We start from the raw sequence: 12,630 nt of genomic DNA, 5'->3' as shown, positions 1-12,630 counted from the left end.
GAGATATCCCGCCGCGCGGCGGGATCCCTAGACAGACGCATCGCTTCAAGGAGAAACAACATGATCCCAGTAATCCTTTCCGGTGGCAGCGGCTCGCGACTCTGGCCTCTTTCCCGCAAGCAGTACCCCAAGCAGTTCCTCGCCCTCACCGGCGACGACACCCTGTTCCAGCAGACCATCAAGCGCCTGGCCTTCGACGGCATGCAGGCACCGCTGCTGGTGTGCAACAAGGAGCACCGCTTCATCGTCCAGGAACAGCTGGAGGCACAGAACCTGGCGAGCCAGGCGATCCTCCTCGAACCCTTCGGCCGCAACACGGCGCCGGCGGTGGCCATCGCCGCGATGAAACTGGTCGCCGAAGGCCGCGACGAACTGCTGCTGATCCTTCCCGCCGACCACGTGATCGAGGACCAGCGCGCCTTCCAGCAGGCCCTGGCGCTGGCCACCAACGCCGCCGAAAAGGGCGAGATGGTGCTCTTCGGCATTCCCGCCAGCCGCCCCGAGACCGGCTACGGCTACATCCGCGCGAGCGCCGATGCGCAACTGCCGGAAGGCGTCAGCCGGGTGCAGAGCTTCGTCGAGAAGCCCGACGAAGCCCGCGCCCGCGAGTTCGTCGCCGCCGGCGGCTACTACTGGAACAGCGGCATGTTCCTGTTCCGCGCCAGCCGCTACCTGGAAGAACTGAAGAAGCACGACGCCGACATCTACGACACCTGCCTGCTGGCCCTGGAGCGCAGCCAGCACGACGGCGACCTGGTGAACATCGACGCCGCCACCTTCGAATGCTGCCCGGACAACTCCATCGACTACGCGGTGATGGAGAAGACCTCACGCGCCTGCGTGGTGCCGCTGTCCGCCGGCTGGAACGATGTCGGCAGCTGGTCGTCGATCTGGGACGTGCACGCCAAGGACGCCAACGGCAACGTCACCAAGGGCGACGTGCTGGTCCACGACAGCCACAACTGCCTGGTGCACGGCAACGGCAAGCTGGTCTCGGTGATCGGCCTGGAGGACATCGTGGTGGTGGAAACCAAGGACGCCATGATGATCGCCCACAAGGACCGGGTGCAGGACGTCAAGCACGTGGTCAAGGACCTCGACGCCCAGGGCCGCAGCGAGACCCAGAACCACTGCGAGGTCTACCGTCCGTGGGGCTCCTACGACTCGGTGGACATGGGCGGCCGCTTCCAGGTCAAGCACATCACCGTGAAGCCCGGCGCGCGCCTCTCGCTGCAGATGCACCACCACCGCGCCGAGCACTGGATCGTGGTTTCCGGGACCGCCCAGGTGACCTGCGACGACAAGACCTTCCTGCTCACCGAGAACCAGTCGACCTACATCCCGATCGCCTCCGTGCACCGCCTGGCCAACCCCGGCAAGATCCCGCTGGAGATCATCGAGGTGCAGTCCGGCAGCTACCTCGGCGAGGACGACATCGAGCGCCTGGAAGACGTCTACGGGCGCACCGCCGAACCGGCCCTGCAAGTGGTCGCCGGCAGCCGCTGAAGCGTCGACCCGGCCCCCTGGCGGAGCGATCCGCCAGGGGGCTGTTTTTTTCCGACAACCTACGGGATTGACTTTCCCTGGCCCTCCCCATGTTTCCATGAAGTTTCCGGAATATTCACGGGGAGCGGACATCGAGTATTAATGAACCCTTAAAGAAACAGGACTCGGGTTATTAATAAAAGCCACTCAGAAAACACCCGAGATCCTTTCCAACCAACCCTGCAAGCCCCTGAAAACTAGGCTTCCGGCTTTATCCTCCAGTTTCTTCGAGTTCGTTCAGTCTTCATTCAGCCGTTGTTAAGCGAGTCTTAACAAACGTTCAGGCAGCATTCAGCGACATATAAATAACCTCTTCGTACCGCCCTCCCAGTACCGAGGCTTCATTACATGTCACTGGACTTTCTGCCATTCTCCCGGCCAAGCATCGGCGAGGACGAAATCGCCGCCGTGGAGCAGGTCCTGCGTTCCGGCTGGATCACCACCGGGCCGAAGAACCAGGAGCTCGAACAGCGCTTCGCCGAACGCCTCGGCTGCCGCCACGCGGTGGCGCTATCCTCGGCCACCGGCGCCCTGCACGTCACCCTGCTGGCGCTGGGCATCGGCCCCGGCGACGAAGTGATCACGCCGTCGCTGACCTGGGTCTCCACCGCCAACGTCATCACCCTGCTCGGCGCCACCCCGGTGTTCGTCGACGTCGACCGCGACACCCTGATGTGTTCGGCGCAGGCAGTGGAAGCCGCCATCGGCCCGCGCACCCGCGCCATCGTGCCGGTGCACTACGCCGGCTCCACCCTGGATCTCGAAGGCCTGCGCACGGTCGCCGGGCGCCACGGCATCGCCCTGGTCGAGGACGCCGCCCACGCGGTCGGCAGCGAATACCGCGGGCGCCCGGTAGGCTCCCGCGGCACGGCGATCTTTTCCTTCCACGCGATCAAGAACCTGACCTGCGCCGAAGGCGCGATGTTCGTCAGCGACGACAGCGCCCTCGCCGAACGGGTCCGCCGCCTCAAGTTCCACGGCCTCGGGGTCGATGCCTACGACCGCCTGAGCCATGGACGCAAGCCGCAGGCGGAAGTGATCGAGCCCGGTTTCAAATACAACCTGGCCGACCTCAACGCCGCCCTCGCGCTGGTCCAGCTCAAGCGCCTGGACGCGCTCAACGCGCGCCGCCAGGCCCTCGCCGAACGCTACCTGGAGCGCCTCGCCGGCCTGCCGCTGGCGCCGCTCGGCCTGCCCGCGCACAAGCAGCGCCACGCCTGGCACCTGTTCATCCTGCGCATCGACGCCGAGGCCTGCGGCCTGGGCCGCGACGCCTTCATGGAAGCCCTGAAGGCGCGCGGCATCGGTAGCGGCATCCATTTCATCGCCAGTCACCTGCACCACTACTACCGCCAGCGCCAGCCGCGCCTGAGCCTGCCCAACAGCGAGTGGAACTCGGCCCGCCTGTGCTCCATCCCGCTGTTCCCCGACATGCGCGACGACGACATCGAGCGCGTCGCCCGCGCCATCGAGGACATCCTGGAGAAACGTCGATGAAGCCCTATCCGATCGACCTGGTCTCGGTGGTGATCCCGGTCTACAACGAGGAAGCCAGCCTGCCCGAACTGCTGCGCCGCACCGAGGCCGCCTGCCTGGAGCTGGGCCGCGCCTTCGAGATCGTGCTGGTCGACGACGGCAGCCGCGACCGCTCCGCGGAACTCTTGCAGGCCGCCGCCGAACGCGACGGCAGCGCCGTGGTGGCGGTGATCCTCAACCGCAACTACGGCCAGCACGCGGCGATCCTCGCCGGCTTCGAGCAGTCCCGTGGCGACCTGGTGATCACCCTCGATGCCGACCTGCAGAACCCGCCGGAGGAAATCCCGCGCCTGGTGGAGCGCGCCGCGCAGGGCTACGACGTGGTCGGCAGCATCCGCGCCGAGCGCCAGGACTCGGCCTGGCGGCGCTGGCCTTCGCGCCTGGTGAACCTGGCGGTGCAGCGCTCCACCGGGGTCGCCATGCACGACTACGGCTGCATGCTGCGCGCCTACCGGCGCAGCATCGTCGAAGCGATGCTGGCCTGCCGCGAACGCAGTACCTTCATCCCGATCCTGGCCAACGGCTTCGCCCGGCATACCTGCGAGATCCGCGTCGCCCACGCCGAGCGCGCCCACGGCGAATCGAAATACAGCGCGATGCGCCTGCTCAACCTGATGTTCGACCTGGTCACCTGCATGACCACCACGCCGCTGCGCCTGCTCAGCCTGGTCGGCGGCGGCATGGCCCTGGCCGGCTTCCTCTTCGCCCTGTTCCTCCTCGTGCTGCGCCTGGCCTTCGGCGCCGCCTGGGCCGGCAACGGCCTGTTCGTGCTGTTCGCCGTGCTGTTCATGTTCAGCGGCGTGCAGTTGCTCGGCATGGGCCTGCTCGGCGAGTACCTCGGGCGCATGTACAGCGACGTGCGCGCGCGGCCGCGCTTCTTCATCGAGCGCGTGGTCCGCGCCACGCCCTCCGCGCTTCCCTCGGCCCTGCAGCGGGCCGGTTTCACCTCTTCATCCAGCGAGCCTTCCACGCCATGACCTCGAAAGCCGTCGTCTTCGCCTACCACGACATCGGTTGCACCGGTATCGAAGCCCTGCTCAATGCCGGCTACGAGATCGCCGCCGTCTTCACCCATGCCGACGACCCACGGGAAAACACCTTCTACGCCTCGGTCGCACGCCTCTGCGCCGAGCGCGGCATTCCGCTGCACGCGCCCGAGGACGTGAACCATCCGCTGTGGCTGGAGCGCATCCGCCAACTGCGCCCGGACTTCCTGTTCTCCTTCTATTACCGCCGCCTGCTCGGCGCCGAGCTGCTCGCCTGCGCCGCACGCGGCGCCTACAACCTGCACGGTTCGCTGCTGCCGCGCTACCGCGGACGCGCCCCGGCGAACTGGGTGCTGGTCAACGGCGAAACGCAGACCGGGGTGACCCTGCATCGCATGATCGAGCGCGCCGACGCCGGGCCGATCCTCGCCCAGCAGGCCGTCGCCATCGACCCCGAGGACACCGCCCTGAGCCTGCACGGCAAGCTGCGCAAGGCCGCCGGCGCCCTGCTGCGCGACAGCCTGCCGCTGCTCGCCCTCGGCGTGCTGCCGGAAGTCGAGCAGGACGAGAGCCAGGCCAGCCACTTCGGCCGGCGCACCCCGGCGGACGGCCTGCTCGACTGGCACAGGCCGGCACGGCAGTTGTACGACCTGGTGCGCGCGGTGACCCAGCCCTACCCTGGCGCCTTCTGCCAGGTCGGCGAACAGAAGCTGATCGTCTGGAGCGCCGAGGTGGTCGCCGGCAACCACGGTCGCGAGCCGGGCAGCGTACTGTCCTGCGACCCGCTGCGGATCGCCTGCGGCGAGGACTCGCTGGTGCTGCGCTTCGGCCAGCGCGGCGAGCGCGGCCTGTACCTGGCCGGCACGCAACTGGCCACCGAGCTGGGCCTGGTCGAGGGCGCGCGCCTGCGTGGCGCGGCGTCCGGCCCGCAGCGCCGCACGCGGGTGCTGATCCTCGGGGTCAACGGCTTCATCGGCAACCACCTGTCCGAACGCCTGCTGCGCGACGGTCGCTACGAGGTCCACGGCATGGACATCGGCTCCGACGCCATCGAACGGCTCAAGGCCGACCCGCATTTCCACTTCGTCGAAGGCGACATCGGCATCCATTCGGAGTGGCTCGAATACCATGTGAAGAAATGCGACGTGATCCTGCCGCTGGTGGCCATCGCCACGCCCATCGAGTACACGCGCAACCCGCTGCGGGTGTTCGAACTGGACTTCGAGGAAAACCTGCGGATCGTCCGCTACTGCGTGAAATACGGCAAACGCGTGGTGTTCCCTTCCACCTCCGAGGTCTACGGCATGTGCCAGGACCCGGACTTCGACGAAGACCGCTCGAACCTGGTGGTCGGGCCGATCAACAAGCAGCGCTGGATCTACTCGGTGTCCAAGCAGTTGCTCGACCGGGTGATCTGGGCCTACGGCCAGCAGGGCCTGCGCTTCACCCTGTTCCGTCCGTTCAACTGGATGGGCCCGCGCCTGGACCGCCTGGATTCGGCGCGGATCGGCAGCTCGCGGGCGATCACCCAGCTCATCCTGCACCTGGTCGAAGGCACGCCGATCCGCCTGGTCGACGGCGGCGCGCAGAAGCGCTGCTTCACCGACGTCGACGACGGCATCGAGGCCCTCGCGCGGATCATCGACAACCGCGACGGCCGCTGCGACGGGCAGATCGTCAACATCGGCAACCCGGACAACGAGGCGAGCATCCGCCAGCTCGGCGAGGAACTGCTGCGCCAGTTCGAGGCCCACCCGCTGCGCGCGCAGTTCCCGCCCTTCGCCGGCTTCCGCGAGGTGGAGAGCCGCAGCTTCTACGGCGACGGCTACCAGGACGTGGCCCACCGCAAGCCGAGCATCGACAACGCCCGGCGCCTGCTCGACTGGCAGCCCACCATCGAACTGCGCGAGACCATCGGCAAGACCCTCGACTTCTTCCTCCACGAAGCGCTCCGCGAGCGCGAGGCACAGGCGTGATCCAGGCCGGCCTGCGCATCGACGTCGACACCTTCCGCGGCACCCGCGACGGGGTGCCGCGGCTGCTCGAGCTGCTCGACGAAGCCGGGCTGAAGGCGACCTTCTTCTTCAGCGTCGGCCCGGACAACATGGGCCGCCACCTCTGGCGCCTGGCGCGCCCGGCGTTCTTCTGGAAGATGCTCCGCTCGCGCGCCGCCAGCCTGTATGGCTGGGACATCCTGCTGGCCGGCACCGCCTGGCCGGGCAAGCCGATCGGCCGCGAACTCGGCCCGCTGATGCGGCGGACCCAGGCCGCCGGCCACGAGGTCGGCCTGCACGCCTGGGACCACCATGCCTGGCAGACCCACGCCGGCGTCTGGAGCGTGCAGCAGCTCGGCGAGCAGATCCGCCGCGGCAGCGATTGCCTGGCGGACATCCTCGGCCAGCCGGTGCGTTGTTCCGCCGCCGCCGGCTGGCGCGCCGACGGCCGGGTGGTCGAGGCCAAGCAGCCCTTCGGCTTCCGCTACAACAGCGACTGCCGCGGACGCGGCGCGTTCCGCCCGCGCCTGGCCGACGGCAGCCCCGGCATCCCGCAGGTGCCGGTGAACCTGCCGACCTTCGACGAGGTGGTCGGTCCCGGCCTGCCGCGCGAGGCCTACAACGACTTCATCCTGGAACGCTTCGCCGCTGGCCGCGACAACGTCTACACCATCCACGCCGAGGTCGAGGGGCTGCTCCTCGCCCCGGCGTTCCGCGAACTGCTGCGGCGCGCCGAACGGCGCGGCATCCGCTTCCGACCGTTGGGCGAACTGCTGCCGGACGATCCGCGCAGCCTGCCGATGGCCGAACTGGTGCGCGGCCGCCTGGCCGGCCGCGAGGGCTGGCTGGGAGTGCGCCAGCCATGAGCCGCCGCCAGACCTGTTCGCTGCTGCTGATCGCCTTCGGCCTGTTCTACCTGGTTCCATTGAGCAACCATGGCCTGTGGATTCCCGACGAGACCCGCTACGCGCAGATCAGCCAGGCGATGCTGCTGGGCGGCGACTGGGTGTCGCCGCACTTCCTCGGCCTGCGCTACTTCGAGAAGCCGGTCGCCGGCTACTGGATGATCGCCCTCGGCCAGGCGGTCTTCGGCGAAAACCTGTTCGGCGTGCGCATCGCCTCGGTCGTCGCCACCGCCCTCAGCGTCCTGCTCGCCTACCTGCTGGCCCGCCGCCTGTGGCGCGACCCACGCACCAGCCTAGCGTGCGCGCTGCTCTACGCCAGCTTCGGCTTGATCGCCGGGCAGTCCGGCTATGCCAACCTCGACCCGCAATTCACCTTCTGGGTCAACCTGAGCCTGGTGGCGCTGTGGCATGCCCTCGACGCGGGGAGCCGCCGCGCGCGCCTGCTTGGCTGGACCCTGCTCGGCCTCGCCTGCGGCATGGGCTTCCTGACCAAGGGCTTCCTCGCCTGGCTGCTGCCGGTGCTGGTCGCCCTGCCCTACATGCTCTGGCAGCGGCGCTGGCGCGAGCTGCTTGGCTACGGCGCGCTGGCGGTGCTGGCGGCGCTGCTCGTCTGCCTGCCCTGGGCGCTCGCCGTGCATGCGCGGGAAGCGGACTACTGGCGGTTCTTCTTCTGGCACGAACACATCCGCCGCTTCGCCGGCGAAGACGCCCAGCACTCTCGCCCGTGGTGGTTCTACCTGCCGTTGCTGGCGGTCTCCTGCCTGCCCTGGAGCGGCCTGCTGCCGAGCGCGCTGCGCCAGGCCTGGCACGAGCGGCGCCAAGCGCCGGTGGTCTTCCTGGCGCTATGGCTGCTGTTGCCGCTGGCGTTCTTCAGCCTGAGCCGGGGCAAGCTGCCGACCTACATCATGCCCTGCCTGCTGCCGCTGGCACTGCTCATGGGCCACGCCCTGGTGCAGCGGCTGCGCCTGGGGAACAGCGTCGCGCTGCGCGGCAACGGGCTGCTCAACCTGGGCCTGGCGCTCCTCGCGCTGGCGGCCCTGGCCTACCTGCAACTGCGCAAGCCGGTGTACCAGGAAGAACCCTTCGAGCTGTTCCTGGTCCTGCTGGTGATCGGCGCCTGGGCCGCCGCCGGCCTCGCCCAGTGGCGCTACCCGCTACGCGCCTGGGCCGCGCCGCTGCTGGCGAGCTGGGTGCTGATCGCGCTGCTGCCGGCAGCGATGCCCAATCATGTGGTGCAGAACAAGACCCCCGACCTGTTCGTCGCCGAACACCTCGACGAACTGACCGGCGCCCACCATCTGCTGAGCAACGACCTCGGCGCCGCCTCGGCCCTCGCCTGGCGCCTGCGTCGTAGCGACGTGACGCTCTACGACACGCGCGGCGAGCTGAAGTACGGCCTCTCCTACCCCGAGCACAGCCAGCGCAGCGTGCCCTTGGCAGACATCCGCCAGTGGCTCTGGCAGGCACGCCAGGACGGCTCGGTTGCCGTGCTGCTGCGGATCAACAGCGCCAGCGACCGCTACCAGCTGGCGCTGTTGCCGGGCGACGGCGAACGCTACCGGAACGGCAACCTGGTCCTGGCGATCCTGCCGCAGGTGCGCCCATGAGCGCCGCACTGCTGCTCGCCACCCTGCTCATGACCGGCCTCGGCCAGGTTGCGCAGAAGCTCACCGTGGAGCACTGGCGCCTGGTCGCCGCCGACGGCTGGACGGCGCGCCTGCGCAGTCCGTGGCCGTGGCTGGCGCTGCTCGCCCTCGGGCTCGGCCTGCTCTGCTGGCTGCTGCTCCTGCAACGGGTGGAAGTCGGCAGCGCCTATCCGATGCTGGCGCTGAACTTCGTCCTGGTCACCCTGGCGGCACGCTTCGTCTTCGATGAGCCGGTGGATCGCCGCCACCTCGCCGGCCTGTTGCTGATCGTCGCCGGCGTGGCCCTGCTCGGGAGGAGCGCATGAACGCGCTACGCGGCTGGCTGGCGGCGCTGGGCAGCATGCTGCTGGCCAGCGCCGCCCAGCTCGGCATGCGCTGGGGCATGAGCCGCCTGCCGCTACCGGAAGCCTGGGCCGGGCAAACGCCGGAGCGCGCCGCGCTGCTCGCGGTAGCCCTGGCGGTGGCAGCCTACGCCGCCTCCCTGCTGTGCTGGCTGGCCGCCCTGCGCCACCTGCCGCTGGGCCGCGCCTACAGCCTGTTGAGCGCCAGCTACGCGCTGGTCTACCTGCTGGCGGCGAGCCTGCCGGCGTTCGATGAAACCTTCAGTACCAGCAAGACCCTGGGCGTAGGCCTGGTGGTGCTCGGCGTGTTGACCGTCAACGCCCGCCGCACCGCTGCCGCGCCCGCGCATCATCCGTCGAGGAAAGCACCATGAAGATCAGCGTATTCGGCAGTGGCTATGTAGGACTGGTGCAGGCCGCCGTCCTCGCCGAAGTGGGCCACGATGTACTGTGCATGGACATCGACCGGAACAAGGTCGAACGCCTCGCGCAGGGCCTCGCCAGCATCTACGAACCCGGGCTCGACGCCTTGCTGCGCGAAGGCCTGGACAGCGGCCGCCTGCGTTTCAGCAGCGATGCGCGCCTGGCCGTGGAACACGGCCGGGTGCAGTTCATTGCGGTCGGCACCCCGCCTGGCGAGGACGGCGCGGCCGATCTCGGCGCGGTCTTCGCGGTGGCCGATGCCATCGCCGAGCACCGCCGCAAGCCCGTCATCGTGGTGGAGAAATCGACCGTCCCGGTAGGCACCGGCGACCGCCTGCGCGCGCACATCGAGCGGCGCCTGGAAGCCGACGGACGCGAGCTGGAATTCGAGATCGTCTCCAACCCGGAATTCCTCAAGGAAGGCTCCGCCGTCGCCGACTGCCGGCGCCCGGACCGCATCGTGGTCGGCTGCGACAACGAAGAGGTGCGCCAGGTGATGCGCGAACTCTACGAGCCGTTCAACCGCAACCACGACCGCATGCTGTTCATGGGCCTGCGCAGCGCCGAACTGACCAAGTACGCGGCGAACGGCATGCTGGCGACCAAGATCAGCTTCATCAACCAGATCGCCGAACTGGCCGAACACCTCGGTGCCGACATCGAGGCGGTGCGCCAGGGCATCGGCGCCGACCCGCGGATCGGCTACCACTTCATCTACCCCGGCTGCGGCTACGGCGGCTCCTGCTTCCCCAAGGACATGCGCGCGCTGATCCACAGCGCCGAGCAGGCGCATTGCTCCAGCGACCTGTTGCAGGCAGTGGAAGCGATCAACCGGCGGCAGAAGCACAAGCTGTTCGAACGCATCCGGGTGTTCTACGACGGCGACCTGCGCGGCAAGACCTTCGCCCTTTGGGGCCTGGCCTTCAAGCCGAACACCGACGACATGCGCGACGCGCCCAGCCGCGAACTGATGGAAGCGCTCTGGCGCCACGGCGCGCAGGTGCGCGCCTACGATCCCGAAGCCATGCAGGAAACCCAGCGGCTCTATGGCCACGACGAACGCCTGAGCCTGATGGGCACCCCCGAGGCGACCCTGGGAGGCGCCGATGCGCTGGTCATCTGCACCGAGTGGCAGCAATTCAAGGCACCGGATTTCGAGCTGCTCAAGGAGCGCCTGAAGGCCCCGGTGATCTTCGACGGGCGCAACCTCTACGACCCCGAGCGCATGGCCCGCCACGGCTTCCACTACTACCCGATGGGACGCGGGCAGTCCTGCTCGTTGCCGATCAACGAGGCCAGCCTCGCACAGGAAGATGGCGTGCGCCTGTTGCGCCAGGCCTGAAGCCGCCCCAGGTCGGATCGACCGCTGGGGCGAATAACCGCTTGCGGTTATCCGCCGGTTCTCCGGAGTCTCGGCGGATAACGCCTGCGGCGTTATTCGCCCTACCCTCTGCCACGTCGCTCAGGTGGCGTAGGGCGCATGACCGCCTCGCGGCTATCCGCCAGCCGCCGGCTCCCGCGAGGACGAGGTCCCCAACGCCAGTCCCGGCTCGGCGCCGCGCTTGAGCACGGCGTAGAGCAGCCCGGTAAGCAGGCTGCCGGCGACGATCGCCAGCAGGTACGCCAGGGCGTGGTTGATCGCGTTGGGCACCAGCATCACGAACAACCCGCCGTGAGGCGCCTGCAACTTGCAGCCGAAATACATCGACAGGGCGCCGGTCAGCGCGCCGCCGGCGATGCTCGCCGGGATCACCCGCAACGGGTCCTTGGCGGCGAACGGGATGGCGCCTTCGGAGATGAAGCACAGCCCCAGCACCGAGGCTGCCTTGCCGGCCTGCCGCTCGCTCTCGGCGAACTTGCGCCGCGCCAGCAGGGTCGCCAGGCCCATGCCGATCGGCGGCACCATGCCCGCCGCCATCACCGCCGCCATCGGCGCGTAGCTGTGCGACGAGAGCAGGCCGACGGAAAAGGCGTAGGCGGCCTTGTTGACCGGTCCGCCGAGGTCGACGCACATCATCCCGCCGAGCAGCAGGCCGAGGAGGATGGCATTGGAGGTACCCATGCCGTCGAGGAACCCGGTCAGTGCCGCGAGCATCCCGGCCACCGGCTTGCCGACCACGTAGAGCATCAGCAGGCCGGTGACCAGGCTGGCCAGCAACGGGATGACCAGGATCGGCTTCAGCGCTTCCAGGCTCGCCGGCAGCCTCAGCCCGTGGCTGATGGCCCGCGCCGCATAGCCGGCGATGAAGCCGGCGACTATCCCGCCGATGAACCCGGCGCCGAGGGTCCCGGCGAGCAGGCCGCCGAGCATGCCCGGCGCCAGGCCCGGGCGGTCGGCGATGGAATAGGCGATGTAGCCGGCGAGCATCGGCACCATCAGGACGAAAGCCGTGTCGCCGACCGTCCTCAGCACCGCCGCCAGGCTGCCCGGCTGCTTGTAGGCATCGATGCCGAAGGCCAGCGACAGGGCGATCAGCAGGCCGCCCGCGACCACCATCGGCAACATGAACGACACCCCGGTCAGCAGGTGCTTGTACACCCCGCGCTTCTCGTCCCTGGCGACCACCGCGCTGGCTGCGCCCGCGCTCTCGACCTGCCCTTCCGCCAGCGCCCGCTCGAGCGTCGCGCGGGCCTGCTTGAGGGCCACGCCGGTGCCGCAACGGTAGATCTTCTTGCCGGCGAAACGGGCCGTGTCCACGTCGATGTCGGCGGCCAGCAGGACCACGTCGGCGGCGGCGATGTCCGCCGGGTCGAGCGGGTTGCGCGCGCCGACCGAGCCCTGGGTCTCGACCTGCAACGCGAAGCCCAGTTGCCCCGCCGCGAGCTGCAACGCCTCGGCGGCCATGAAGGTGTGCGCCACGCCGGTCGGACAGGCGGTCACCGCGACGATCCGCGGTGCCGCTCCGGCCTCCGGCGCAACCAGGCCGGCCTCGTCCCCGGCGACCTCCACGCTCGCCAGGGCGGCGGCCCGCTGGAGGAAGGCGCGCGGATCGGCCAGCGCCTCGGCGGGACGCGCGCGATACACCGGCTTGCCGACGAAACGCGCCGCCGCCAGCGGCTCGACGCCGACCAGCAGGACCCAGTCGGCTTCGGCGATCTGTTCGGCGCTCAGTTCGCCCTCGGGCCTCGACCCGGCATTCGCCTCGACGCAGGTTTCCCAGCCCAGGCGCTCGGCGGCGCCCCGCAGCAGGCGCGCGGCGAGCACGCTGGTGACCTGTCCGCCAGGGCAGGCGGTGACAATCGCTAGTTTCATC

Annotated in this window: 10 protein-coding genes; 9 read left to right on the top strand and 1 reads right to left on the bottom strand. The window is 69.1% G+C overall.

Annotation, left to right across the window (positions count from 1 at the left end):
* The first annotated feature begins 60 nt into the window (after positions 1 to 60).
* The 9 genes from AT700_RS07020 (at position 61) to AT700_RS06980 (ending at position 10,718) form a co-directional block, all read left to right on the top strand.
* The gene (locus AT700_RS07020; RefSeq protein WP_003092113.1) at positions 61 to 1,506 is read left to right on the top strand and encodes a mannose-1-phosphate guanylyltransferase/mannose-6-phosphate isomerase; all 1,446 of its coding nucleotides are present in this window, start codon (positions 61 to 63) and stop codon (positions 1,504 to 1,506) included.
* 387 nt (positions 1,507 to 1,893) lie between these two features.
* A complete protein-coding gene (arnB, locus tag AT700_RS07015; protein WP_003130049.1) occupies positions 1,894 to 3,042 on the top strand; it encodes a UDP-4-amino-4-deoxy-L-arabinose aminotransferase in 1,149 nt (382 codons plus the stop codon).
* Positions 3,039 to 4,058 carry an undecaprenyl-phosphate 4-deoxy-4-formamido-L-arabinose transferase gene (gene arnC / locus AT700_RS07010; protein ID WP_003112880.1) on the top strand — a complete coding sequence of 340 codons (1,020 nt, stop codon included), beginning with the start codon at positions 3,039 to 3,041 and terminating at the stop codon, positions 4,056 to 4,058. The genes arnB and arnC overlap by 4 nt, the downstream gene beginning before the upstream one ends.
* On the top strand, positions 4,055 to 6,043 hold the full coding sequence (gene arnA, locus AT700_RS07005; RefSeq protein ID WP_003119539.1) for a bifunctional UDP-4-amino-4-deoxy-L-arabinose formyltransferase/UDP-glucuronic acid oxidase ArnA: 1,989 nt from the start codon (positions 4,055 to 4,057) through the stop codon (positions 6,041 to 6,043). The genes arnC and arnA overlap by 4 nt, the downstream gene beginning before the upstream one ends.
* The gene (arnD, locus tag AT700_RS07000) at positions 6,040 to 6,927 is read left to right on the top strand and encodes a 4-deoxy-4-formamido-L-arabinose-phosphoundecaprenol deformylase (protein WP_048520844.1); all 888 of its coding nucleotides are present in this window, start codon (positions 6,040 to 6,042) and stop codon (positions 6,925 to 6,927) included. The genes arnA and arnD overlap by 4 nt, the downstream gene beginning before the upstream one ends.
* Positions 6,924 to 8,573, top strand: coding sequence for a lipid IV(A) 4-amino-4-deoxy-L-arabinosyltransferase (gene arnT / locus AT700_RS06995; protein ID WP_023115127.1), 1,650 nt, complete (start codon positions 6,924 to 6,926; stop codon positions 8,571 to 8,573). The genes arnD and arnT overlap by 4 nt, the downstream gene beginning before the upstream one ends.
* Positions 8,570 to 8,917 (top strand): EamA family transporter, encoded by a 348-nt coding sequence (locus AT700_RS06990; RefSeq protein ID WP_003112876.1) that lies wholly within the window; start codon positions 8,570 to 8,572, stop codon positions 8,915 to 8,917. The genes arnT and AT700_RS06990 overlap by 4 nt, the downstream gene beginning before the upstream one ends.
* Positions 8,914 to 9,327, top strand: coding sequence for a 4-amino-4-deoxy-L-arabinose-phosphoundecaprenol flippase subunit ArnF (gene arnF / locus AT700_RS06985; protein ID WP_003124269.1), 414 nt, complete (start codon positions 8,914 to 8,916; stop codon positions 9,325 to 9,327). Before AT700_RS06990 ends, arnF begins: the two co-directional genes overlap by 4 nt.
* Positions 9,324 to 10,718, top strand: a complete 1,395-nt coding sequence (locus AT700_RS06980) for a UDP-glucose 6-dehydrogenase (RefSeq protein ID WP_003117510.1) — start codon at positions 9,324 to 9,326, stop codon at positions 10,716 to 10,718. Before arnF ends, AT700_RS06980 begins: the two co-directional genes overlap by 4 nt.
* 153 nt (positions 10,719 to 10,871) lie before the next feature.
* On the opposite strand, the gene AT700_RS06975 is transcribed toward AT700_RS06980, so the two are convergent.
* Complete coding sequence (locus AT700_RS06975; RefSeq protein ID WP_003107161.1) at positions 10,872 to 12,629, bottom strand: PTS fructose-like transporter subunit IIB; 1,758 nt, start codon at positions 12,627 to 12,629, stop codon at positions 10,872 to 10,874.
* Position 12,630: the final 1 nt, after the last annotated feature.

This window comes from Pseudomonas aeruginosa, from assembly GCF_001457615.1.
Classification (GTDB): domain Bacteria; phylum Pseudomonadota; class Gammaproteobacteria; order Pseudomonadales; family Pseudomonadaceae; genus Pseudomonas; species Pseudomonas aeruginosa.
The sequence above is the reverse complement of the archived record's forward strand: the minus strand, read 5'-3'. Positions and strand labels throughout refer to the sequence as shown.